This window comes from Streptomyces sp. NPDC007875, from assembly GCF_042868035.1.
Taxonomy (GTDB): Bacteria; Actinomycetota; Actinomycetes; order Streptomycetales; family Streptomycetaceae; genus Streptomyces; species Streptomyces antimycoticus.
In genome coordinates, this window is sequence record NZ_JBIADZ010000001.1 from 459,630 (window position 1) to 483,592 (window position 23,963).

Annotated in this window: 17 protein-coding genes; 6 read left to right on the forward strand and 11 right to left on the reverse strand. The window is 69.2% G+C overall.

What is annotated here, in order from left to right; all coding sequences use genetic code 11:
* Nucleotides 1-4 precede the first annotated feature (4 nt).
* Both ACFYOY_RS01920 and ACFYOY_RS01925 read right to left on the reverse strand, forming a co-directional pair.
* Nucleotides 5-1,039, reverse strand: coding sequence for a CBS domain-containing protein (locus tag ACFYOY_RS01920; RefSeq protein WP_388584207.1), 1,035 nt, complete (start codon nt 1,037-1,039; stop codon nt 5-7).
* Nucleotides 1,040-1,047: 8 nt separating this feature from the next.
* Entirely contained in the window at nt 1,048-2,856 is a 1,809-nt protein-coding gene (locus ACFYOY_RS01925; protein WP_388584210.1) for a DUF262 domain-containing protein, read from the reverse strand.
* Nucleotides 2,857-2,978: 122 nt separating this feature from the next.
* Between ACFYOY_RS01925 and brxD the strand changes: the two genes are divergently transcribed.
* The 3 genes from brxD to ACFYOY_RS01940 all read left to right on the forward strand — a co-directional run bounded on the left by brxD (nt 2,979) and on the right by ACFYOY_RS01940 (nt 7,886).
* Nucleotides 2,979-4,316 (forward strand): BREX system ATP-binding protein BrxD, encoded by a 1,338-nt coding sequence (gene brxD, locus ACFYOY_RS01930; RefSeq protein ID WP_388584213.1) that lies wholly within the window; start codon nt 2,979-2,981, stop codon nt 4,314-4,316.
* Entirely contained in the window at nt 4,313-6,454 is a 2,142-nt protein-coding gene (locus ACFYOY_RS01935; protein WP_388584216.1) for a DEAD/DEAH box helicase, read from the forward strand. Before brxD ends, ACFYOY_RS01935 begins: the two co-directional genes overlap by 4 nt.
* A 139-nt stretch (nt 6,455-6,593) precedes the next feature.
* On the forward strand, nt 6,594-7,886 hold the full coding sequence (locus ACFYOY_RS01940) for a hypothetical protein (protein WP_388584219.1): 1,293 nt from the start codon (nt 6,594-6,596) through the stop codon (nt 7,884-7,886).
* 9 nt (nt 7,887-7,895) lie between these two features.
* Here ACFYOY_RS01940 and ACFYOY_RS01945 read toward each other — a convergent pair whose 3' ends face one another.
* On the reverse strand, nt 7,896-8,936 hold the full coding sequence (locus tag ACFYOY_RS01945; RefSeq protein WP_388584222.1) for a beta family protein: 1,041 nt from the start codon (nt 8,934-8,936) through the stop codon (nt 7,896-7,898).
* Between the two features lie 178 nt (nt 8,937-9,114).
* Here ACFYOY_RS01945 and ACFYOY_RS01950 point away from each other — a divergent pair, with 178 nt between their 5' ends.
* Nucleotides 9,115-9,252, forward strand: coding sequence for a hypothetical protein (locus ACFYOY_RS01950; protein ID WP_388584224.1), 138 nt, complete (start codon nt 9,115-9,117; stop codon nt 9,250-9,252).
* Between the two features lie 132 nt (nt 9,253-9,384).
* Here ACFYOY_RS01950 and ACFYOY_RS01955 read toward each other — a convergent pair whose 3' ends face one another.
* From ACFYOY_RS01955 to ACFYOY_RS01970, 4 genes are all read right to left on the reverse strand, one after another.
* Entirely contained in the window at nt 9,385-14,310 is a 4,926-nt protein-coding gene (locus tag ACFYOY_RS01955; protein WP_388584227.1) for a DUF3320 domain-containing protein, read from the reverse strand.
* 184 nt (nt 14,311-14,494) lie between these two features.
* Nucleotides 14,495-14,980 (reverse strand): hypothetical protein, encoded by a 486-nt coding sequence (locus tag ACFYOY_RS01960; RefSeq protein ID WP_388584230.1) that lies wholly within the window; start codon nt 14,978-14,980, stop codon nt 14,495-14,497.
* 120 nt (nt 14,981-15,100) lie between these two features.
* Complete coding sequence (locus ACFYOY_RS01965; protein WP_208905704.1) at nt 15,101-15,496, reverse strand: DUF427 domain-containing protein; 396 nt, start codon at nt 15,494-15,496, stop codon at nt 15,101-15,103.
* Between the two features lie 265 nt (nt 15,497-15,761).
* On the reverse strand, nt 15,762-16,328 hold the full coding sequence (locus ACFYOY_RS01970; RefSeq protein ID WP_351880138.1) for a MarR family transcriptional regulator: 567 nt from the start codon (nt 16,326-16,328) through the stop codon (nt 15,762-15,764).
* Nucleotides 16,329-16,456: 128 nt separating this feature from the next.
* Here ACFYOY_RS01970 and ACFYOY_RS01975 point away from each other — a divergent pair, with 128 nt between their 5' ends.
* The gene (locus ACFYOY_RS01975) at nt 16,457-18,928 is read left to right on the forward strand and encodes an MFS transporter (RefSeq protein WP_351880135.1); all 2,472 of its coding nucleotides are present in this window, start codon (nt 16,457-16,459) and stop codon (nt 18,926-18,928) included.
* A gap of 154 nt (nt 18,929-19,082) precedes the next feature.
* On the opposite strand, the gene ACFYOY_RS01980 is transcribed toward ACFYOY_RS01975, so the two are convergent.
* Nucleotides 19,083-19,319, reverse strand: coding sequence for a hypothetical protein (locus ACFYOY_RS01980; protein WP_014054887.1), 237 nt, complete (start codon nt 19,317-19,319; stop codon nt 19,083-19,085).
* 42 nt (nt 19,320-19,361) lie between these two features.
* Nucleotides 19,362-20,648, reverse strand: a complete 1,287-nt coding sequence (locus ACFYOY_RS01985) for an MFS transporter (protein ID WP_351880132.1) — start codon at nt 20,646-20,648, stop codon at nt 19,362-19,364.
* 184 nt (nt 20,649-20,832) lie between these two features.
* Between ACFYOY_RS01985 and ACFYOY_RS01990 the strand changes: the two genes are divergently transcribed.
* Entirely contained in the window at nt 20,833-21,723 is an 891-nt protein-coding gene (locus tag ACFYOY_RS01990) for a LysR family transcriptional regulator (RefSeq protein ID WP_351880129.1), read from the forward strand.
* Nucleotides 21,724-22,002: 279 nt separating this feature from the next.
* On the opposite strand, the gene ACFYOY_RS01995 is transcribed toward ACFYOY_RS01990, so the two are convergent.
* The gene (locus tag ACFYOY_RS01995) at nt 22,003-22,515 is read right to left on the reverse strand and encodes a GNAT family N-acetyltransferase (protein ID WP_351880126.1); all 513 of its coding nucleotides are present in this window, start codon (nt 22,513-22,515) and stop codon (nt 22,003-22,005) included.
* A 267-nt stretch (nt 22,516-22,782) separates the two neighbouring features.
* Nucleotides 22,783-23,898, reverse strand: coding sequence for a ferritin-like domain-containing protein (locus ACFYOY_RS02000; protein WP_351880123.1), 1,116 nt, complete (start codon nt 23,896-23,898; stop codon nt 22,783-22,785).
* Nucleotides 23,899-23,963 lie beyond the last annotated feature (65 nt).

Sequence of the window (23,963 nt, forward strand, 5' to 3'; positions counted from 1 at the left end):
GCCGTCAGGTGTACAGCCGGAGCAGCCCGAGGAACTGGCGTAGTTCCTGGCAGAGCTTTTGCGACAGCGGCTCGGGTTCGAAGTGCGCGATCATATTGCGGATCTCCCGCACCCGATCGAGCTGCCGTACGAACTGGACGCGGTCCGCGAGCGACCAGCCAAGAGCTTGCCAGTTCTGGTCCGCCTTCTGGCAGAGCGCCGGATTCTCCTGGTGGCCGTCGAGAAGCTTCACGTAGCCGTTGAACATCAGGTCCGTGATCTGGCCCGTCTGCTTGTTTCTCCGCTGCACCGCGCGGATGGCGTCCGGTTCGAGCGCCGCGCCCAGGCACTTGCGGAGCCGGAACTCGATCTCACCGATGACGAAGAAGGGCCATGCCGTCGCCTCGAAACGCTCCGTGACGTCGGCGGCCGTCACGATTCCGGTGATGCGGCCGCTCATGTCCCGCACGAGCAGGTAGCCGTACTCGCTGATCATCGGCAGCAAGGAGAAGAAGTCTCCGTGGACATCGGCCGTCGGTGGATCTTCGACCATGGCGTTCCCGAGGGCGGTGTCCTCGTTCTTCTCGTACATCCTGGCCACCGAACTCCAGGTGACCACACCGCGCAGCGTCGATATGCCGTCGATGACCGGAACCTGGGAGTAGTTCTTGACGAGCATGAGATGGGTGGCCGTCTTGACCTGTGCGGTGGACGGAACGGAGTCGACCCCATTACGGGCAGCCGGAAGGTCACCGATTCTGAAGGAATGCTGCGGCAGCGTCCCTCGTGACAGCGCGTCCTGCTCCGCCTCCTCGTCCTCTCCACCGTCGGGCTCCGGGGGCGCGACCGACTCCTCGGGGACGACCTGCACATCGGCCCTGAGGCTGCAGTGGGCGAAATAGGGGATGGTCGAGAGTCCGGCATCTTTCAGTGTCTGCGTGATGAACAGGACGGACTGGTCGTTCCTCACCCGCGTGCCGAAGAGCGCGAGAAGCTCGGAGACCGGGATCAGCTTCCCCCGGAGCTCGCGGAGCTGCTGCTCGGACGGTGCTTGTGCCATCGCCTGACTCACCAGCTCGCCGTGTCACGGAAGACGGTGCGCTTGCCCATGGCGGACCTCACCAGGTCGAGCAGCTGCAGGGCACGGTTCTCGTAGAAACGCTCGAAGTCCGCTTCGTGCAGGGCGGCCGGATCGATGAGATGCGTGGCGAGGACGTCGTCGAACCACTCCGGGCGCATCCCGGACTCCAGCGTGAGCGACTTGAGGTATACGGCGGGAGACCCCACGAGGCTGCGGCTCACCCGAGCGGACAGCGGCGTCTTGTTGACGATGGAGTTCGCCTTGGCCGATTGCGCCGAGGCGTTCTTGGCGATCCATCCCTTGGGGAAGATCTGCCGGACGTCCACGTTGTACTCGATCAGCCGGCCCGCCGTAAGGGGCGCGTCGGTGAAGTACCAGTCCACCGCGCCCTGCTTGACCAGCAGGGCGTAGATGCCCTTGTAGGCGGCGCTGTTGCGGGTCGTGAGGCTGTCCAGCCGGTCGTCCAGGAAGGCGGCTTCGGCGATCGTGTCGGGAGTGCCCCCTTCCTCACCGCGAATCCAGCCGATGAGCTGCTCCACATCGCGCGTGAACCGGCTCTCGGTCGACCCGCCGTACATCTCGCCGAGCACACCGCACCAGTACCACTGGGCGATCCGCTCGCCCGAGCCCGGCATGTCCAGCTCCTCGCCGAGGATGGCGCGGACGGCGGCCAGCGGCACGAGCTGGGTGCGGTACGGAAGGTCCGCCGTGCGGACGATGCACTGCTGCTCCAGGAACGCCCCCACCCATTTGAACGCCTCCGCCACCCACGGGGCCAGGCGCCGGAAGTCCGTGAGCGGCAGCCGCAGCAGGTCGCGACGCTTACACGAGACCGCGCTGCGCTGCCCGGCCTGCTTCTCCTCCCAAGTGCGGACGAGCGCGACGGCCTGAAGGAAGTCGCTGCTGCTCAGACCGTCCTCGACGCCGGCCTCCATGCGGCCGAACACCGGATAGGAGGAGGTCAGGTCCTTTTTGATCTGCTCCCACTCGACCGGGAGGCGGTAGTAGTCGCCGCGCTCCGCGACGTGCTCCTGGTTGCCCGCGTAGGTGGCGGTGAGCAGCTCGAAGACGTTGAGCGACACCCCGCCGGTGTTCACCCGTTCAAAGACGGCGCACACGGCGTCCGTGGTGGTGGAGGCCGGGAGCTTGATCATCGGTACCTGGAACTGCGTCACATGGTTGAGGACCTGCTCCTGGAACGTGCTCCAGGTCTCCCAGTTCGCACCGTCGGCCTTGACGAACTCCTGCAGCCACTGGGTCACGCGCTGCATGTCGAACACGATGTGGAGCGGGAAGAAACCGGTCGCGCACTCCTTCTCGGCCGTGCTCAGATCGAGGACGACCTTGCGGGCGAAGTCGCTCCGGAGAATCCGGTCCTCGGGTACGGAGACGACCGCGTCGTCACGGTCCGCCGGTGCTCCGATGGCCTTGGCGATGTCGATGTAGTACCAGCGCTTGAGATCCTTCCCCCGCGCGTCGACCGTCTCCACCGGTTGATCCCGGTACAGGGACTGGTACAAGGAGGTCATGCGCTGCTGCCCGTCCAGGAGCAGTAAGTCCGGCGTCGTCCCTTCGGCGCTCTCCGCACCGCTCAGCGTGCGGGGCTTGAACTGGGCCGTTCCACCCGTCTGCAGCGCCATCACGACACCGAGTGGATATTCGAGCGTCACGGTCGCGATGAGGGCCCTGATGCGTTCGTCATCCCATTTCCACTCGCGTTGGAAATCAGGAAGTTGAAGGGCTCCGGATGCGACGTCCTTGAGGACGTTGCCGAGATTGAGGCCGTCGAGCGCCACGCTGGGTCTTCTCCCCGTTTGAGGCTGAGCGGTGAACTCATGATTGCACCAAGTGACCAACCGTGCGTCAAGTGCTACGACAGGGCCGCCAGGGCCGCCCACCGCAGTGCGAGACTGATGGGGTGAGTACAGACAGCCCTGCCCGAACCGGACCCGTCAGCGCGGCCCGGCGCCGTGACGTCATCGACGCGCTTCGGCGTGGTGCCGTCCCCGAAAGCGGGCTCGATCTCCTCGCGACAGGTCTGCAACGGTTCGAGAGCGCGCTCGACGCGGAACTCGACGCTGCCGCCTCGGGCGCTTCCGTCTTCAAGGCCGTCCGTGGCGAGTACGGATCCGGCAAGACGTTCTTCACGCGGTGGCTCGGCGAACGCGCCAAGCGCCGTAAATTCGCCGTCGCCGAGATCCAGGTCTCCGAGAACGAGACGCCACTCCACAAGCTGGAGACCGTCTACCGCCGGCTCACCGAGCGGCTAGCCACACCCGGATTTCCCCCGAGCGCCCTGCGGCCCGTGGTGGACGCGTGGTCCTACACCCTCGAAGAAGACGCGCTCGCCGCCGGAGCCTCGGAAGAGGCGCTGCCCGACGAGGTCGAGCGGCTGATGACGGCCCGGCTCGTCGAAGTCTCCCGGCACGCTCCGTCGTTCGCCATCGCGCTACGCGGATACCGGAACGCGCTCGCGGCGGGCAACGAGGCCACCGCGTCCGCCGTCATGGCTTGGCTGGGCGGACAGCCGCACGTGGCCGCCGCGGCCCGCAAGGCGGCCGGGGTGCGGGGCGATCTGGACCACTTCGGCGCCCTCGGCTTCCTGCAGGGGTTGTTGACGGTGCTGCGCGACTCGGGGCATGCCGGGCTGTTCGTCGTCCTGGACGAGGTGGAGACGCTCCAGCGTGTCCGCTCCGACGCGCGCGACAAAGCGCTGAACGCGTTGCGTCAGCTCATCGACGAGGTGCACTCCGGGCGCTTCCCGGGGCTGTACCTGATGATCACCGGAACACCGGCGTTCTACGACGGGCAGCAGGGCGTGCAGCGACTGGCGCCGCTCGCACAGCGGTTGGCCACCGACTTCAGCACTGATCCCCGCTTCGACAACCCCCGCGCGGTGCAGCTCCGGCTGTCCGGCTTCACGCTCGACTCGCTCATCGGTCTGGGGCTGACGATTCGTGACCTGTACGCGAGTGGCTCGTCGAACCCGGACCGCATCAAGGCCCTCGCGGACGAGACCTACATCGCCGATCTCGCCAAGGCCGTGGGCGGGGCATTGGGCGGCAAAGTGGGTGTGGCGCCCCGGCTGTTCCTGAAGAAGCTCGTGGGCGATGTCCTCGACCGTATAGACCAGTTCGAGGAGTTCGATCCGCGCGAGCATTACGCCCTGACCGTGAACACGTCGGAGCTGAGCGAGATCGAGGCCAATGCCGCAGCGGCCACGAGCGCCGATGACATCGCGCTGGACCTTCCGTGACGGAGGTTCCCGCGGGCCCCGACCCGCTGGACCGATTGCACCGAGGTCTGGTCCACCACATCGTGAACACCCTGGGCTGGCCCGGTCTGCGACCGCTCCAGGAGGAGGCGATCACCCCGCTGATGGACGGGGCGGACGCGGTGCTGCTGGCGCCCACCGCCGGCGGGAAAACCGAGGCGGCATGCTTCCCTCTGCTGTCGCGGATGGCGGAGGAAGGCTGGACCGGCACCTCGGTGCTGTACGTCTGTCCACTCAAAGCGCTGCTGAACAACCTGCTGCCCCGGCTGGATACGTACACCTCCTGGCTGGGCCGCACCGCCGCCCTCTGGCACGGCGACATCCCTCAGACCCGCCGCAAGCGCATCCTGCACGACCGGCCGGACGTGCTGCTGACCACCCCGGAGTCACTGGAAGCGATGCTGGTCAGTGCCAACGTCGACCACCGGGCGTTCTTCTCGGGGCTGCGCACGATCGTCGTCGACGAGGTGCACGCCTTCGCGGGGGACGACCGGGGCTGGCATCTGCTGGCCGTACTGGAACGGCTGGAGCGGGTGGCAAACCGACCAGTCCAGCGTGTCGGCCTCTCCGCGACAGTAGGCAACCCACACGAGCTGCTGACGTGGCTCCAGGGATCGGGGGCCGGTAAGCGCAGGGCACGGGTCGTCGCTCCTCACCTGCGGGAGAAGGCTCCGGCGCTCCCCCCACCCGGGGAGATCGAACTCGACTACGTCGGTTCGCTGGCCAACGCCGCAACCGTGATCGCGGCGCTGCACCGGGGCGAGAAGCGCCTCGTGTTCTGCGAGGCCCGCCGGGACGTGGAGAAGCTCGGCGAAGCGCTGCGGGCGAAAGGCGTCACCACCTTCCTGTCCCACGCCTCGCTGTCCGCGGACGAGCGGCGCCGGGCGGAGGAAGCCTTCGCCGAGGCACGCGACTGCGTGATCGTCTCCACGAGCACACTGGAACTCGGCATCGACGTGGGTGACCTGGACCGGGTCATCCAGATCGACGCCCCGGCAACGGTTGCCTCATTCCTGCAGCGGCTCGGCCGCACCGGGCGCCGGCCCGGGTCGAAGCGGAACTGTCTCTTCCTGGCGGTGGACGAACCAGGGCTGCTGTCGGCGGCCGCCCTTCTCCTGCTCTGGTCCCGCGGCTGGGTGGAACCGGTCGTCGCGCCACCGGAACCCCGGCACATCGCGGCCCAGCAGATCCTCGCCCTGTGTCTTCAAGAACACCGGGTCGGCGACCGGTTGTGGCGGGAATGGTGGGGCGGACTCGGCCCGTTCGGCGCCTCGGCCGAGCCCATCGTTCGCCACCTGATCGACGAGGGATATCTCGACCAGGACGATGGGCTGATGTTCATCGGTCCCGAAGCCGAACAGCGCTTCGGTTTCCGGCACTTCATGGATCTCACGGCGGTGTTCACCGCCGCGCCGGAGTTCACCGTGCTGTCCGGCCGTACAGTAATCGGCACCACGGACCCCGCGCTGCTCACCGACGAGATCGTCGGACCGCGTCGGCTGTTGCTTGCCGGACGCAACTGGCAGGTGACCTACATCGATTGGTCGCGGCGCCGCTGTTTCGTCGAGCCTGTAGACGGTGGTGGAAGGGCCCGCTGGGGCGGGGTCGGCTTCGCTCGCGCCGCTTCGTACGAGCTGTCGCGGGCGGCACGCGAAGTGCTGCTCGGCGCGACGCCGCCAGTGACACTCACCCGGCGCGCCGAGGGCGCCCTCGCCCAGGCCCGCGAGGCGAGCACCAACCTGGTGCACCCCGGCGGCACCGTGATCATGAGAGGCGGGCGGGACACTAACGTCCGCTGGTGGACGTGGGCGGGATACCGCGCCAATGCCACTCTCGCCGCCACGCTCACCTCCGTGGCCGACCCCCTCCAGCGCCCCACGGACGCGTACGTCCGGCTGCGCGAGGACATCACCCCACTGGAATGGAAGAAGGCCGCTGCGGAGGGCGCCGAGCACCTGTGCCTGCCCGCGGTGGACCCACGCGCCCTGACTGGCTTGAAGTTCAGCGTCGCCCTTCCACCGCGCCTCGCCGAGGCGACGCTGGCCGCCCGCCTGGCCGATCTCGACGGAGCGTCCGCGGCGCTCCGCGAACCGATCAGGTTCACGACGTGGAGTGCGTGACGGGATGCCGCTCGCTGTGGAGCCGGCTGATAGCTGGGAACCGTGTGTCAGCGGCGTGCCGTAGCCTCCAAGTCCTGCTCAGATCGGCCAACTCAGAGGGTGACGTATGAACGCTTGGCTCCTCACCTGCAACCGAGACGTGTTCGATCTGGACTCATTCCGCCGCGACGGCCATGAGCTCCAGTCCTGGAGCGTGGTGCGTTACAGAAGGGAGTTAGCAGCCAACGACCGGTTCGTCATGTGGATTACGGGGCCCAAGGGAGGTCTCATCGGCCGCGGTCGATTCACCGGGCCCCCGACACAGCAGGCATCCTCTCCGGACCGGTACTGGCAGGAGGACCCGGGGCAACGCTGGTACGCCCCACTGGTCATGGACGAATGGCTCGACGAGCCGGTCCCTCGGAGTGAGTTCACCGAGGACCCACGGTTCGTGGGTGCCTCGCCATTTCGGACGCTCTTCGCCGGAAATCCCCACCGTCTGAGCGTTGACCAGTGGGATGCCTTCAGCGAAGCGTTCGACCGGCACCGTGGATCGCACGAGTGGGGGCTGCGGCCCGGTGACACGATCCGGCGCACGGAACTCCACGACCTCTACGGAGGCAGCCGGGCCGGAGACATCAGCACATGCCCGGAGTCCGGGAACGTTCTGCTCTTCACGAGCCCACACCCGGATCACGGACAAGGCTGTCGGAACGGGTGGGCGGAGGATGGGACCTTCCGCTACATCGGTGAAGGCTGGACCGGTGACCAAGGCTTCTCGAGCACGAACGACGCGGCGATCCGTGACCATGTGCGCGAGGGCCTGGCGCTGCGTCTCTTCGACCCGGACGGCGATGATGTTCGCTACGTCGGGGAGTTCGCTGTGGAGCCCTCGGCTCCGTACACCTACGCAGACGTCTCGGAGCCCGGCGGCGGTCCAATCCGGCGGGTCACCCAATTCCATCTCGTCCCCGTAGGCACCGCTTCGCAGCCGGCGACCGTGCCCGTGGGCTTAGAGTACCGAGTCGCGGACGATACGGTCGAGCCGGCCGCCGCCACCCCCGGGCCGGTGAACTCAGACCTCGCCACGCGGAACCTCAGGGCACATCGGAGACTGCAGAACGATCTGGCGGCGGCTGCCAGGGAGCGGGGTATGACGGTCCTCTCACCCGGCGCGGCTGATCCGGACTTCGACCTCGCCTGGCGCAAGGGTGACGATGACCTCGTCGTATGTGAGGTCAAGTCTCTGACGAGAACCAATGAGGCGCGCCAACTACGCCTTGGTGTGGGGCAGCTTCTCGACTACGACGATCTGCTCCGAACTCGAACCGCGAATGTGCGGGCGGTCCTGTGGGTGGAGCACGAGCCCACCGACCCCCGCTGGCTCGGAATATGTCACCGAGCGGGAATCGAACTCGCTTGGCCTGGTCGAGAGGCTGACGTCCTCTCATAGGGGAGCGATTCATGGGTGCCCAAGGACCTCCAAGTGGGACGAAACCACGGCAAGGTGGTGGGAGGTGGCCCATGCTCGCCACTCTGTACCGCCTCCGGCTTTCGGCCGGCTACGGCGAGCGCAGTCGAGGAGCCGCGCGTCCCCCCATGAGGTCTGCGCACCGGTAGACGGCCAGTGAGGAGAGTCGACGAGGTCTTGACTCAGAGTGAAGAAGTCATCGTTGCCAGAGCGGATGCGGGGATAGACGAACACCTGCCAGTCACCTCGGGTCGTGTAGCGCATGTTGGGGTCTGGCGTTCCCTTGGATTTCGCTGGCATGTGCGGGTGCGTAACGCCGAAGTCCCCGAAATCCAGCGGCTGCCCATTCCACCGGTTGATCACCCGCTGCCACAGCTGTGCATCCAACCGTGGCACAGGTGTCGCCTGACCGCGGGGGAAGCCCGTGAGATTGACGGGGAACGCGCCCGCAGCGACACACCTCTCTCGCCATCGCCACGGGGCAAGGACCCTCAATGCGTCCAGAACACGCTCCACGGCGCGGTCCCGACCGGCGATGGACCGTAAGGGTCCAGCATCTATAAGAAGGTCGGCCTCTTCGGGCTCCACCTTGAGCTCCCGAAGCAGGCCACGAATTCGCCCTTTGTCCGGGAGGGGGTCGCTTGAGTCCGCGGTCATCGTGATGCGAAGACAGGCCCCACTCCTGTGCCGAGCCACCGCGTTCGCCGCCTCGGCCATCACACTGTCGGTGTCGGTGCATCGAACGACCGGGCGCATGGTCACGCCTCTGAGGCCAAGCGACTCGCTCACTCGGGCCATCGGACCGCCGATGTCGCCTTGCAGTACCTGGAGCGCTGGTAGGGCACCGCAGTCGACGGTGAGGACCATGTCCTGCGGCACGGCGTCCATGGCGTGGTCGCAGAAGGTCTCCAAGATGTCCCTGAGGTCCGGATCGGGGACAATTTCCATCACCGGGCGGATGCGGGCTCGGACCTCAGGCGTGGCGTGCTCAAGGGCCATGAACTCACCCGCTTTGCCCTTGAGTATCGGCACATAAGCCACCGGCCACCCCCAGGCGCCACTCAGCGCACCAAGCCAGTCGACAATTCACCCGCCTCTGACAGCGTGACCTGGCCAAGCATGTTCAGGTAGAGGCCGAATCAGCCACTGTGCCGTGCCCCGGGCCGACGCGGCTGCACGCGGGGACCGCTGGTATGGATCGTGGCCGCTCTTGCTGGAGTACGAGCTGCCCGGCACCAGCCAGCGCGTCGACGCGCCCCTCCTCGGCCGCCGTCCGCATACGGAGATCGTGGCCACTGTGGTCGTCGAGCTCAAGCCACGTACAAGGTGGTGCTGCCCCGGGGCATGAAGGGCATCGTGATCTACTCCACCGGCGCCGAAACGCGTACCAAGTTGCGTGAACTCGTCCAGGACTCCGGAACCGGTGGGCTGACGGTGCCCTGAACCGGCTCGTGGGGCCCGCCGGGCTACAGGGCCAGGGTCACCGCGACACCGCGATCCGGCCCTCCGCTCCCACGAGCACCCCTTGTGCGTACAGCTCGGCGACGTCCGCTTCCAGTGCGGCTCGGATGTCTTGGCCCAGGCGTCGCCAGCCGAAGAAATCGCAAGCCTGACGAAGCAGTTCCTCCTGTGACATCCCAGGGCATTCAGCGGCCAGCTCCCGGAGGGCGAGCCGCCTTTCGGACGGGGCGATGTGGGCGGCCTGGCGTGGGGCGGTTCCGTGCGCCGGGTGGCGGGCCTTGAGATTCTGCCGGTCCGCCGTGTCAAGGAAGTCGCCGTCCACGCTGACGTTGCCCGCCCGGCCCAGGCCGCGCACCACCTGCCTGATGTTCTCGCGGATCCTGGAGCCCGCCCTGGCCACCCCCCACGCTTCGCGGGCGCGCTGTACCAGCAGTTCTTCGTGGATGGGGCCTTCAGCCTCGATGACCTGGGTCAGGATCCGGCGCAGCGCGGGCCGAGCCTCTGGGGTGTGGAGTTCAGCCGCCGGCGTCACGTACACCTCGTGCACCGCGTACGGAGCGCTCCAGGGGCGGTCGGGCTCCGTGTCGACGGGGACGCGATCGTGGTTCACGGCGGTGGGGCCGGGCTCCGGGTTCGGCTTCTGCTGGGCCGGGACAGCGGGGTGGGTCTGCGCGGGGGGCGACGGCTCGTCAGCCGAGGCGGTCAGCGGGTCCATCGCCACAGCCCGCTCGACGGCCTTCCGCAGCCGCTCCTCGGCGGCGGCCCTCCCCCGATACCAGTCCGTGCCCCAGATGCGGTGGAGTTTCCAGCCCAGTCCTCGGAGGACCTCTTCGCGCAGCCGGTCGCGGTCACGAGCCACCTTGGAGGAGTGGTACATCGCCCCGTCGCACTCGATGCCCAGGGCGTATGTGCCGGGCGCGTCGGGGTGGCGCAGGCCCAGGTCGATACGGAATCCGGCGATCCCAACCTGCGGCTGGACCTCGTATCCCCAGCCGCGAAGCACCCGCAGCACCGACTCCTCGAAGGGGCTCTCGGGCTCGGCGCCGACTGCTTGCACCACGTCCTGGGCGAGGACGTCGGGGCCGTTCTCGGCGTACTGGAGGTAGCGCTTGAGGTGCTGAACGCTCTTGTTCTGACTGTCGCCGAGGCTGCCGCCGTGGAAGGACGCGACGACCTCCATACGATGGCGAGCGCGAGTGACAGCCACGTTGAGTCTGCGCCAGCCGCCGTCCTTGTTGATGGGGCCGAAGTTGAGAGCGAGCTTGCCGTGTTCGTCGGGACCGTAGCCGATCGACATGATCATGACGTCGCGTTCGTCGCCCTGCACCGATTCGAGGTTCTTGACGAAGAAGCCGTGCAGACGGTCCTCGGTGAAGCAGTGGTCGAGGTCAGGGCGAGCCAGGAGGGCTTGCTGTACCGCCAGCTCGATCGCCGATGCCTGGGCTTGAGAAAGGGCGACGACACCGAGGCTGCGGTCCGGGCGGGTGTCGAAGTGGTGGATGACACGCCGTGCCACGGCCTCCGCCTCGATCCTGTTGTCCCGTCGTCCGCCCCTGTCGTATGTACCTCCGACAGGGAAGAAGCCGAGACCCACATCGTTTCCCTGTTCCAGGGCACCGGGGAAGGTCACCATCGAGTTCTGGTAGAACTCCCCGTTGCTGAAGGTGATCAGGTCCTCGTGGCGGCTTCGGTAGTGCCAGCGCAGGGGAAGGACGTTCAAGGCTCCGGCCTTGCAGGCGTCGAGCAGGGACTCGAAGGAGTCGGGCACGTCCTCGTCGTACTCATCACCATCGTCCTCGACGGCCGCGTCGAAGAACGACGTGGGGGGAAGCTGCTTCTCATCGCCGGCAACGACGAGGGAATCGCCCCGGTAAATGCAGTTGATCGCGTCGGCGGGACGCACCTGGGACGCCTCATCGAAGATGACGACATCAAAGTGGTAGTCCGGTGGCAGGAACTGGCTTACGGTCAGGGGACTCATCATGAAGCACGGCTTGATCGTCCGGACCACTTCTCTCGTGCGGCCGAGCAGTTCACGGACAGGCATATGGCGACGTCGCAGCTCCGCCTGCCGGATGATCACCTTGCCCGCTCCGCTGCCGAAGTTGCGGGGTCTGCGCCGATTGCATGCCTCGATCACGGCTCCGCCAGCCGCCTCGACCAGGCGGCGGTCGGCTTCCTGGAAGTCGGCGACCCGCGCGTCCAGATCAGCGGAGCGCGTCGTGCGGAGCCTCTCGTCGGTGTCGAGGAGCCGATCCACCCACGCCTTGAGCAGGGCATGTTCCACGACGTCGGACAGCCGTTCCGCGGGGATACCGCGCTCAGCCGCGCGGGGCACCAGTTCATCGGCCTGGTGGCGGGCCAACACGGCGAGTCCGTCGCGGTACGCCTGCCACTCCTCCGGGCCCTGTGCGTCCTCCAGCAGGGCGTCCACAACCTGCTGGGCCTGCTCGAAGCTGCCCAGCAGCGCGGGGGAAAGGTTCGCTCGCCGGGCGTCATCGAAGAGGCCGACGAGTGTCGTGACCGCGTCCGACCAGCGAGCGACGCGGTGCCCCACGGCGTCGCACCATTCGGTCAGGGAGTCCCGTATGCTCCCCGCCAGTAGTCCCGGCAGCGGGTCAGGGGCGGAGACGCCATCGGCGAGGTACGAGGCGATCTTGTCCTGGTGCTCGATGCCTCGAGAGAGACCCGCGATTCGATCCGCGGTGGCCAGTGCCCGGTCGAGGGCGGGAAGGTCCGCTTCGGTACGGGGTGTGTAGCGGCCGAGAAGCCCGCCGTGCCGGTCGGCGAAGTGAGCCACCTCGGCGGCGGCCCGCTGCCAGGCCAGCGCGTGGTCGAGGCGCCCGATGAGCCTCTTGTGCCAGACACCGTCCCGGGTGAGCGCCGCGACAGCCGCCCGGTCGGCCTTGTACTGAGCGGAGAAGCGGCCCGTGATGCCGCGATGCTGCTCCGAGAAACGGCGTACGAGTTCCGGAAGCTCTGCCGCCGTGAGGATCTGCTCCTCGAAGACGTCGTCGGCCCCGCCGCGCGCCTCGGCGAGTACGGCGAGCGCCCGGCGCAGCTCCTCCGCGGCCGCATGGGCCTCGCGCCGCGTTTCCGTGCCGAACCACGCGCGCGGTGGCCGCTCGGCCGCAGCGGCCAGATCCGTCAGCGCGAACAGCGTGAACGCATCCTCGGGCGTGACCGGCTCACGGGCACCGAGGCGATCGGCGAGCTGAGTGAGCGTGCCCGAGACGTCTTCGGGGAGCGCGGTGGACGGGGCCGGATCGCGGTCCGGCAGCCCAGCGCGGAGTGATTCCACAGCCCGTTCGAAGTCGTGCACGGTACGAGGCTCGTCGATCGCCGCCGCGAAGGGCCTGCGTTCACCGGCCATACGCAGCGCGGTCAGCGCCTCGGCAGCCTCCGACGCCGCCATCATCGCAGAGGAGCCCACCAGCCCGCGCCAGACGAACGCCTCCCCTTCGGCCGCCGGCCGCCAGGCGCGGCTGATGGCTTGGGCGGCCGCGGTGACGTCCTGCAGCGCCCCGGCGCTCAGGGTGTCGACAGTCTCCCGGTGGGCGGCGCTCAGAGGAAGCCGAGGAGTGTCGTCCTGTTCGAGGAGGACCACACGCCCCAGGACATCGTGCATGGTGCGTCCCAGAGGCTCACGCACCTGGTTCATCGCGGCAGCGTAGCGGGACAGCTCCTCGCGCAGCCGGCGTGCCCGCTCCAGTTCATGCTCGGCGGCTCCAGTGACCCGCACCTCGGTGGTGAGCACACGGGCGAGTTCCATCGCCACGGCCTTCTTGGCAGTGTCACCACTGTGCAGGGAGAGGGCGAAGTCGCCAAGCCCGACTTCGCGCAGCCGGTTGCGTACGACGTCGAGCGCGGCGGCTTTCTCGCTGACGAAGAGCACCGTACGACCCTCGTGCATCAGCGCTGCGATCATGTTGGTGATGGTCTGGCTCTTGCCCGTTCCGGGCGGGCCGTTCATCACAAAAGAACGCCCGTCGAGGGCTGCAGCGACGCACTGGCGCTGGGACGCGTCGGCGTTGAGGACAAGAGGGGTCCGCTCTGGGAGCTGGACCTCGTCGATAGTGTCGAGTTCGGGCGGCTCGAACTCGATGGCGTCGGCGGGAAGTTCCGCGTCAGGGCCGAGTGCGACGGCACGTACCAGAGGGTGGGCCAGGATGTGGCCCTCGTTCTGCTGGAGGTCCTGGTACATGGCCTCCTTGTACGAAGAGAAGAGGCCGAGCACCACCCGCTCTTCGACCGACCAACCGTCCTGTCCTGCAGCGATGTGCCGCGCCGCAGTGAGTACCGGCCCGAGATCGGTGACGTCCTTGTCCGTCACCGATGACCAGTCGACGCCCAGCCGGTCGCACTTCACTTCCAGGGCAGGATTGTGGACCGGCTCCTGGTCCTCCGCCGGATATAGGCGGGCCTGGCCGGTCCGCCTATCGTGGCGCAGCTCCACCGGAACCAGCAGCAGCGGGGCCGAGCTGGTCTCCTGAGCACCCGCTTCGCGCCAATCGAGCATGCCCACGCCCAGCCACAGCACCCACAGGCCGTAGTCATTGAACATCTGGGCGGACTTGTTACGAAGGAGGCGGAGAGCACCGTCCAGCGCCGTCTGCCGAGTCTTCTGGGTGATGAGTCCGCCGCTTGGTATGGCTCCGCGCCTTCCCTCTAAATACAGCCTCTCTTGAGCTGTCGCCCCGCTCCTGTCCTCGCCGTCCTCCCCGCGTTCCTCGAGGGGAGCGAAGTCCCAGCCCCGCGCCAGACCATGGAGCAGGGCAGCGGCATCGGGCGACGTGATTTCGAGGGTGGCGGTCCTCGTATGACGGAAATTGAGCAGTCTGTTTCGTCCACCCATGTCGAGCAGCGAACTGCGCCAGCCGCCGAGGACCGCCTTCAACCGATCCAGACCGGGGTCGCTGATGCGGGGGCGTGCGGCGCCGGTCACAGGCCGGGGTGTCATACGGGCAGTACCTCCACAGGAGCGAGAACGCACACATGGGGACAACCCGCAATCGAGAGGCCCCCAAACACCGTATCTACCAGCCCAGTGCACACAACACACCTCAAACAGGTGCTCCGATAGCAATCGGACGCCTTCGTCTGCCCCCTGACCACGTCGGACGACGCGGTCAGGAGGTGAGGGGGCACGGGAGGTCCGGGACCCAGTGGTTCGGGGAGCACGTCACCAGGGCCAGGGAGAGGAATGAGGTGCGGCCCAGGTAGAAGCCGAAGGAGACGTCTGTGCCGTGGGTCAGGCGGTCGGCGGCCGTGGTGACCAGGCGGGCCAGGCGGGCGGTGTCGGCCTCCTGGTGGGAGAGGAAGCCGGGGGCGTGTTCGGTCAGTTCGCGGCCCAGCCAGGCCACCGCGTCCTTGGGTTCTTCGAAGGTGGCGCGGATGAGGGCGGGGGACTTCAGGAGCCAGAGGGACGTTTCCAGTGGGGGGAGTTCCGAGTGGCGGAAGGTTTCCAGGAGCGTGCGGTAGCGCTCCTGGTCCTCGCGGTAGTACTCCTCGTCCGCCGCCGTGGCGGGTGGGCGGGGGCGGTCGGGTGGGCGGCGGAGGGACTCGCGGTCGAACAGCGCCTTCTCGCCCAGCCACGAGTACGCGTGGATGTGCACGCGTCAGGGGTTCCCTCCGGGGGGTTCCCGGAAGGCCCCTGATGGAGTGATGCCTGGTGTGGTGGTTGTGATCCCTGCTGGGGCGCCTTCGGCTCCGGTTCGTTACTCCGCTCCGGGTCGTTACTCCGATATCTCGATCTTCGCGACCGCGTCGTAGAACGACAGATGGTCCTTGATCTCCGCCACCTTCTCGATCGGCTGCGGGTACGCCCACACCACGTCCGGCCGGGGCTCCGCCTCGTCGCCCGCCGCGCCGCGGTAGGTCCAGTACGCGGCCTCGCCCTTGAAGGGGCAGGTGGTGTGGGAGTCGGTGGGCTGGAAGAGGGTCAGGTCCACGTCCTCCGGGGGGAGGTAGTAGCGGACCGGGAGACCGGTCTCGTGGACGAGCAGGGGGCGGGTCGACTCCGCGACGACGCGGCCGTCGATCGTGACCGTGACGTGCTGGGAGCCGCGCTCCACGTCTACGCGGTGTCCGCCGGTGCCGGTGGTCTGCGGGTGGGAAGCGGGGGTGGTCATCTCTTCCTGGCCTCCTCGGTATGCGGGTATGCGCTTCGTTCCGGGTGGGTGGGACACCTTGGCGGGCGTCCGCCCTGTGGGCCTTCCGGTGCTTTCCGGGTCGCACCTCCGGGTGTCTCCCAGTGCTTTCCGGGTCGCACCTCCGGGTGACTCCCAGTGCTTTCCGGGTCGCACCTCCGGTGTCTCCCGGCTGCTTCCCGGTGTGACAGGCGTCATGTCTCCTGTCTGCGGCAACGTCTTCGGCGCCGCCGTCATTCCGGAGGCGTTACGCGTCGCCGGACTCGCGGGGCCAGGCCCGGCCCTCCTGGCGCTCCACCTCGCGGTTGAAGCGGGTGAGGACGTCCTCGAGGCGGGCCACCTCCTCGGAGGGCCACGACTCAAGCAGCCGGGACAGGTCTGTCTGCCGGCACGTCCGTTCCGCCGCCATGCGGTCGGCGCCCTGCGGGGTGATGCGGAGCTTGCGGGCCAGGCCGCCGTCAGGGTCCGGGATGCGTTCGGCGAGGCCGGCCCGGAGCAGGGCGCCGGTCTGGCGGTTGACGGTCGAGACGTCCAGTTGGAAGGCGTCGGCCAGCTGGCCGATGGACATCGCGCCCTCGGCGTCGAGGCGGGAGAGGAGCAGATAGCCGGAGCGGTCCAGGCGGGTGGGGACGGCGCAGGGCTCGTCGGTGCGGCGATCCGGGTGGGGGTACTTGGGGGCGGGGCCGGTGTTCGGCTGCGCCGGGGAGTCCTGGGCCTCCGTCGCCTGGCCCTTCCGTTCGCGGGGTGTCAGGACTGAACACCTGGCCACCAGCATGAGCTCGCGCTCCAGCCGCTCCAGCCGCCGATCCTGCACGATTCCTCCTCGCCTCCCCCGCACCCCTCATTGGAAGTGTGCACGATACACGCCATGTGTAGGATGCACATCTCTCATCGTTCCACTTATCGCACATCTCTCGAAATCTCTTTGGAGGCGGCATTCGCATGCCCCAGTCAGCCCCACCTCGCGTCGCGGAACGTCTGAGCGCCGCGCCGTCCGGCACGCCGCTCCCGCGGGAGGTCGGCGGTGGCTTCGTGGCGGTGCTCGCGTTCTGCGGTATCGCCGTGTCCGTCATGCAGACACTGGTCGTTCCGCTCGTCACCGAGCTGCCCCAGTTGCTGCACACCACCAGCTCCAACGCGTCCTGGGTGGTCACCGCCACCCTGCTCGCCGGGGCCGTCTCCACTCCGGTCATGGGCCGGCTCGGGGACATGTTCGGCAAGCGCCGGATGCTGATGGTCGCGTTGGCGCTGATGGTCATCGGCTCGCTGACCTGCGCCGTCACCTCCGACCTGGTGGTGATGGTGATCGGCCGGGCCATCCAGGGCGGGGCCATGGGGGCCATTCCGCTCGGCATCAGCATCATGCGGGACGAGCTGCCGCCGCAGAAGCTGGGCTCGGCGATGGCTCTGATGAGCTCGTCGCTGGGCATCGGCGGCGCGCTGGGGCTGCCCGCCGCCGCGTTCGTGGCGCAGCACACCAGCTGGCATGTGCTGTTCTACGGGGCCGCGGGGCTGGGCGTGATATCGATCGCCCTGGTGCTCGCCGTCATCCCGGAGTCCTCCGTCCGCACCCCCAGCCGCTTCGACGTCATCGGCGCGCTCGGGCTGACGGCCGGACTCGTCTGTCTGCTGCTGCCCATCACCAAGGGCGGTGACTGGGGTTGGACGAGCGGCACCACTCTCGGGCTGTTCGGCGCGGCCGTGGTGATCCTGCTGCTGTGGGGCGTCTTCGAGCTGCGCACCGCCGAGCCGCTGGTCGATCTGCGGACCACGGCGCGGCGTCAGGTGCTGCTGACCAACCTCACCTCGATCATGGTCGGCTTCTCGTTCTACGCGATGTCGCTGATCCTTCCGCAGCTGCTGCAGCTCCCGAAGGCCACCGGTTACGGCCTGGGCCAGTCGATGGTCATGGCGGGGCTCTACTTCGCCCCGATGGGCGTGGCGATGATGCTGGTCTCGCCGCTGTCCGCGCGGATCAACGCCGCGAAGGGGCCGAAGGTCTCGCTGGTCCTCGGGCTGATCGTGATCGGCGCGACGTACGGCGCGGGCCTGGTGATGATGGACTACATCTGGCAGATCGTGGTGCTGTCCACCGCGCTCGGCGTCGGCATCGGCATCGCGTACTCGGCGATGCCCACGCTCATCGTCAGCGCCGTTCCGGCCGCCGAGACGGGGGCGGCGAACGGGCTCAACACCCTCATGCGGTCGATCGGCATGTCCACCTCCAGCGCGGTGGTGGGCGTGATCCTGGCGCACCAGACGACCGACTTCGGCGGGGTGGCGCTGCCGAGCAAGGACGGGTTCCAGACGTCGTTCCTGGTGGCGTGTGCGGCCTCGGTCGGCGGCCTGCTGATCGCCCTGTTCCTGCCCGCGCCGCGGCGCGCCGGGCTGGCGGGCTCGGATCCCGTGGCCGCCTCGGCGCCCGCGACCGCGACGGACTCGGCCCCGGTCGCCGACTCCGCACCCGTGGCCGCCCCCGCGCTCGTGGGCGCCCCGGCCGCCGCTGCCACCTCGGCCGCCGCTGCCACCTCGGCCGCCTCGGCCACCTCGGCCGCCTCTGCTGCCCCGGCCGCGACAGAGGCTGCGGCAGAGGCCGGGGAGGTCGGCTACGCCGAGTACGCGGCGGCGGACGTGCCCGCCCTCACCGGTGGCGTCATCCACGGCCGGGTCCTCGGCCCCGGCGGCACCCCGCTCGCCGACGCCGCCATCACCCTCATCGACACCGGCGGCCGTCAGCTCGGCCGTACGGTCACCGGCCGCGACGGCCGGTACCGCGTGCCCGCCCCGGACACCGCGAGCGTCGTCCTCATCGGCTCGGCCGCCGGGTACCAGCCGCAGGCCGCCACGCTGCTGGTGACGGACCTGCCGGTGGTCTGCGATCTGCGGCTGTCCGGTGGGGGCGGACTGACCGGGTCCGTACGGGCCGTCGGCGGGGAGCCGCTGGCCGGTGCGACCGCCACGGCCACCGGGCCCGAGGGCGAGGTGGCGGCGACGGCGACCGCCGACGAGAAGGGCGAGTTCGCGCTGCCGGAGCTGGCCCCGGGGACGTACACGCTGACCGTGGCCGCCGCCGGGCACCGGCCGTACGCCACCCAGGTGGAGCTCACCGTCGGTGAGCCGGTGCGGGTGGCCGCGGAGCTGCCGCCGGCGGCCCGGGTCCGGGGCACCGTACGGGACCGGGGCGGCCGGCCGCTCGGGGACACCCGGGTCTCGCTGCTGGACGCGTCCGGTGACGTGGTCGGCCAGGTCATCACCGGTGACGACGGGTCCTTTGGCTTCGAGGCCCTCACCGGCGATCACTACACGGTGGTGGCCAGCGGCTACGCCCCGGCCACCCGCCAGATCACGGTCGGCGGCGCGGCGGGCACCGAGCGGCGGGATGTGGACTTCCTGCTGGGTCACGGCGAGGAGTGAGACGGGCCCGTCCCCGAGCCCGGAGCTCGAGGCGGCCCCGTCGTCTCGAGCTCCGGGGCCGCCGCTGAAGGCTCTACGACGAGGGCGGGCCCGTTGGGTCAGCGGTCCCGTTGGGTCAGCGGTGAGGAGCAGCGCCCCCGGGCGCTGCTCCTGCTCATTCCTCCTCCTCGGGGAGGCTCTCCCACGCCTCGCCCTTCCGGTACAGCTCGTAGCCCTCCTCGTCCGCGATGGACTCCGCCTGGGCACGGCTGCGCACGGAGATCTCATACGTGTGGCTGTCGACGGTCGCGTGGACGCCCGAGCCGTCGGTGACCGTCTCGATCGCATGCGTCTCGTAGATGACGCGTCCCGGCTCGCATTTGCTCCAGACCACATGCATGCTCACTGCCATCGGACCCACTCCCGCGCAGACGAGTCCCCTGGTTTCAGGGTCTCACCTGAGCGCCTGGTCTACATGGCTTGACGTGGCCCCATGGCCTGACGAGGCCCCCGTCCGGCCGGAAGCGGCGACGGTCCCCCGGCTGCCGAAGAGCGCCATGTTCGCCAGGGCGAGGGCCACCAGCGCGCCCCCGAACCACATCACGCCGGGGACCGCGATCCCGTCCGCCGCCCGGCCGCCGAGCAGTGCGCCCAGCGCTATGGCCACATTGAAGACCCCGACGAACAGCGCCGACGCCGCCTCCCTCGCGTCCGGCGCCGCGTCCAGCACCCAGGTCTGGCAGGTCACCGACACCCCGCCGTACGCCAGGCCCCACACCAGCAGCAGTACGGCCGCCCCGGCCGTCGTGGAACCGGCGACCGGGATCAGCAGCTCGGCCGCCGCGAGCAGGGTGAAGATGCCCATGAGGGTGCGGCGCGGATCGCGGTGGGCGGTGGTGCCGGCCAGGAAGTTCCCGGCGATGCCCGCCACGCCGTACGCCAGCAGCAGCGTGCTGATCAGGCCCGTTCCGACCCCGGCGACGTCCTCGAGCACCGGGCGGACGTAGGTGTACGCCCCGAAGTGGCCGGTGACCAGCAGCAGTGTGGTGATGAGGCCGGTCCGCAGCCGGACGTTGCGGAACAGCCCGGGCACCTCGCGCAGCCGGATCGTCCCGGCCGTGGGCAACGGCGGCAGGGTGACGGCCATGGCGGCGGCCACGGCCAGCGACAGGGCGGCGATGGCGGCGAACGCGATCCGCCAGTGGACCAGATCGCCGATGAGCGTCCCGATCGGCACCCCCAGTACCGAGGCCACCGCGATACCGCTGAAGATCAGCGTGGTGGCGTGGCCCACGGACCGCTCGGGCACCAGCCGCACCGCGAGCCCGCCGGCGATCGACCACACCCCGCCGATGCTCACCCCGACCAGCACCCGGGCGAACAGCAGGACGGCGAAGCCGGGCGCGAGCGCGGACAGCAGATTGGCGACGGCCAGCAGCCCCATCAGACCGCACAGCACCAGCCGCCGGTCGAAGCGGCCGACGGTGACGGTGAGCAGCGGGGCGGCGAACGCGGCGACCAGACCGGGCACGGTCATGGCCAGGCCCGCCGTACCGTCCGAGACGCCGAGCGCGGAGCCGATCGACGTCAGCAGGCCGACCGGCAGCATCTCGGTGGTGACCACCGAGAAGGTGCCGACCGCGACGGCGACGACGGCGAGCCAGGCCCTGAGCGGCGAGCGCACCCCCGGAGGTGACCCGGATGTGCCTGCCGGAGCGGTGAGTTCCGTGCTAGTGGACATGTCTTTAGCGAACAGCCGTGCCCCTGAGGGAACAACGCCGAAGTTCTCAGACTTCTATGAGCGAGGCTCATCAATGCGAGTCGATGCGCGTCAATGCGATGCGAGTCCAGGCGAGGCAAGACGAGGCAAGACGAGTCCAGGCGAGGCAACGCGCGTCAGCGCGAGCGCGATCCACGGGGAGGCCATGGCCGGGTTGGAGATCCGCGAGCTGGAGTGCTTTCTCGCACTGAGCGAGGAACTGCACTTCGGGCGCGCGGCGGAGCGGTTGTACATCTCGCAGAGCAGGGTGAGCCAGCTACTGCGGTCTCTGGAGCGCCGGATCGGGGCCCGGCTGCTGGAGCGCACCAGCCGCCGGGCGCGGCTGACCCCGCTCGGCGAACGGTTCCTGGCCGATCTCCGGCCCGCCTACGAGGCGCTGTACGGGGCCGTCGAGAGCGCCCGCGGGGCGGCGCGCGGGGTGCAGGGCGTGCTGCGGATCGGGTTCCAGGGAGCCGCCGATGAACGGGTGACGGAGGCCATCGCGGCCTTCCGGGACCGCCACCCCGTCTGTGAGACGACGACCGTGGAGGTCCCGCTGGCCGATCCTTTCGGGGCGGTGCGGGCCGGTGAGGTGGACGCCGCGATCGTCTGCCTGCCGGTCGCCGAGCCCGATCTGGTCCTCGGCCCGGTCTTCTCCAAGCAGCCGCAGACGGTGGTGGTCTCCGCCCGCCATCCGTTCGCGGGCCGCGCCCGCGTGGATGCCGAGGCACTGGCCGACTGCCCGCTGATCGGCCCGTCCGCCCCCGCGCCGCGCTACTGGCACGATGCGATGGCGCCCGCCGCCACCCCCGGCGGGCACCCGATCCCGCGCGGGCCGCGGGTGCACACCCTCCAGGAGGGGCTGGCGGCGGTCGCGGCGGGACGGGGCGGGATGCTGCTGTGCGTCCCGACCGCGGAGTATCACCGCCGCCGGGACATCACCTGCGTACCGGTCGAGGGGGTGCCGGACTCGATGCTCGGCCTGGTGTGGCGGCGGGCGGACGAGACGGCACGGATACGGGCGTTCGGGCAGGCGGTGGAGGAGCTGTGCGCTTAGGCGGCGGCCTCAGCCACCTTGGGGCCGTCCCCCCTGCGGGGCGCCGTGGTCCTCCGGGGTCCTCCCTGTGCCGGGCCCCGGCCCGCGCCATGTCCGCGTATCGGCTGAGCGCCCCGCGGGAAGTGCCGCGAGGTGCGGTCGTTCATCCGCGGCTGCGTCGTGGCCGGTCGCCCACGCGGCGGAGCCGCATAACGACACGGCCGCGGCGGAGCCGCACATCGACACAGCCCCGCGCCCCTTCGGGGCGCACCCGAACCGCACCGGACTTCAGCGAGGCCGCTACCCCACATCCCTGCGCATGCACACCCGTGGCCAGCGGGCCAGCCCATGGCCCGCCTCGCAGCGCCGGATCTCCCGGAGGCCAGGGGTCAGCTCGGCCTCGGTCAGGGTCCGGAAGCCGCACCGTGCGGCGTAGTACGGGGCGTTCCAGGCCACGTCGACGAAGGTGGTCAGGGTGAGCGCGGGGACGCCGTCGTCGGCGGCCCGCACCGCGATGTGGTCGATCAGGGCCCGTCCCACACCACGGCGGGCGCTGTCGGGGTGGACCGAGATCTGCTCGATATGGACGTTTCCGTCGACGGGGTCGGTGATCAGATACGCCATCGCCCGCTCGGCGTCGTCCACCGCGACCCAGGCCCGTCCGGCCCGCTGGTAGCGGCTCAGCTCCTCCAGGCTCAGGGGCTCGTCATCGGCGACTTCGTCCATCCCGATGTCCCGGAAGCAGAGTCCGGCGGCGCGCTCTATGTCCTGGAGGACGGGGAGTTCTGCACTGGTGCTCGTTCGAATCCGCACCCCACCATCATCCTCCGGAACGCCGGAACAAAGGTGTGCCCCCCACCGCCGTGGAGAGCACCCTTCGGCCGTTCCTTCGTTCCTTCATATGAAGGCATATGAACGCCACCGGACCGAGGTCACCCCAATGACCTCGGCCTTCTCCGCTGGCGATGATCAAGAACCTACCAAGAACGCTGGTTCGACGGGAGGTTGAGGGGGCCACGAGTCTCACACGGCCCAGCGAGGTCCCACCTGGCATCCCGCCTCACACGGCCCCACGTAACCTCATGCCCCGGCCTCGGCCGCGCCCTCGGCGATCGCCTCCTCGACCTCGCCCGTGCGCGCCGCCTCCTCCGCCGCGAAGCGCCGTTGGTCCAGCCGCTCGGCGAGTTCCTCGTCCTGGCTCATCAGCAGGTCGAGGTTGCTGTCGCCCAGCTCCAGCACGCCCATGTCGACATACGCCCGCTGGAGCCGCTCGCCCCACAGCCCGATGTCCTTCACACAGGGCACGATCCGGCTGAACAGCAGCTTGCGGAACATATGCAGGAACGGCGACTGCTCGCAGTACTCCTCGGCCTCGGCCTTCGGGATGCCGAAGTTCTCCAGGACCTCCACCCCGCGCAGCCGGTCGCGCATCAGGTAGCAGCCCTCGATGACGAACTCCTCGCGCTCCCGCAGCTCCGCGTCGCTCAGCTGCCGGTAGTAGTCGCGCAGGGCCATCCGGCCGAAGGCGACATGGCGGGCCTCGTCCTGCATGACGTAGGCGAGGATCTGCTGGGGCAGCGGCTTGTCGGTGGTGTCGCGGATGAGGCCGAACGCGGCGAGCGCCAGGCCCTCGATGAGCACCTGCATGCCCAGATAGGCCATGTCCCAGCGGGAGTCGCGGAGGGTGTCGCCGAGGAGGGTCCGCAGATCGGTGTTGATGGGGTAGAACGTGCCGAGCTTGTCGTGCAGGAAGCGGCTGTAGAGCTCGGCGTGGCGCGCCTCGTCCATCGTCTGGGTCGCGGAGTAGAACTTCGCGTCGAGGTCGGGCGCGGCCTCGACGATCCGGGCCGCGCACACCATCGCGCCCTGTTCGCCGTGGAGGAACTGGCTGAACTGCCAGGCGGCGACGTGATGCCGCAGCTCGCCCTTGTCCCGCTCGGCCATCCGGTCCCAGTGGCGGGTGCCGTAGAGGGCGAGCGACTCATCGGGGGTGCCCAGGGGGTCGTACGGATCCACCTCCAGGCCCCAGTCGATGCGCTTGACCGCGTCCCACTGCTTGTCCTTGCCCTTTTGGTAAAGGGCGAGCAGCCGGGCCCGGTGGTCGTCGTACTCCCAGTTGAATCGGGCGGCGCCACCGGCGGGCACCTGCCACAGGGGGTCCCCGGGATCCATCGCGTAGAGCTCTTGCGTCGACACCGACGCCTCCTTCGCCTCGCTCCCCCGTGAACGGATGCGTACTCGGCAGGCTCACATGACCGTTA

Coding starts and splice junctions, on each gene's coding strand:
- ACFYOY_RS01920 (WP_388584207.1), bottom strand. CDS start 1,039: ATGGCACAAGCACCGTCCGAGCAGCAGCTCCGCGAGCTCCGGGGGAAG.
- ACFYOY_RS01965 (WP_208905704.1), bottom strand. CDS start 15,496: ATGACCACCCCCGCTTCCCACCCGCAGACCACCGGCACCGGCGGACAC.
- ACFYOY_RS01975 (WP_351880135.1), top strand. CDS start 16,457: ATGCCCCAGTCAGCCCCACCTCGCGTCGCGGAACGTCTGAGCGCCGCG.
- ACFYOY_RS01980 (WP_014054887.1), bottom strand. CDS start 19,319: ATGGCAGTGAGCATGCATGTGGTCTGGAGCAAATGCGAGCCGGGACGC.
- ACFYOY_RS01985 (WP_351880132.1), bottom strand. CDS start 20,648: ATGTCCACTAGCACGGAACTCACCGCTCCGGCAGGCACATCCGGGTCA.
- ACFYOY_RS01990 (WP_351880129.1), top strand. CDS start 20,833: ATGGCCGGGTTGGAGATCCGCGAGCTGGAGTGCTTTCTCGCACTGAGC.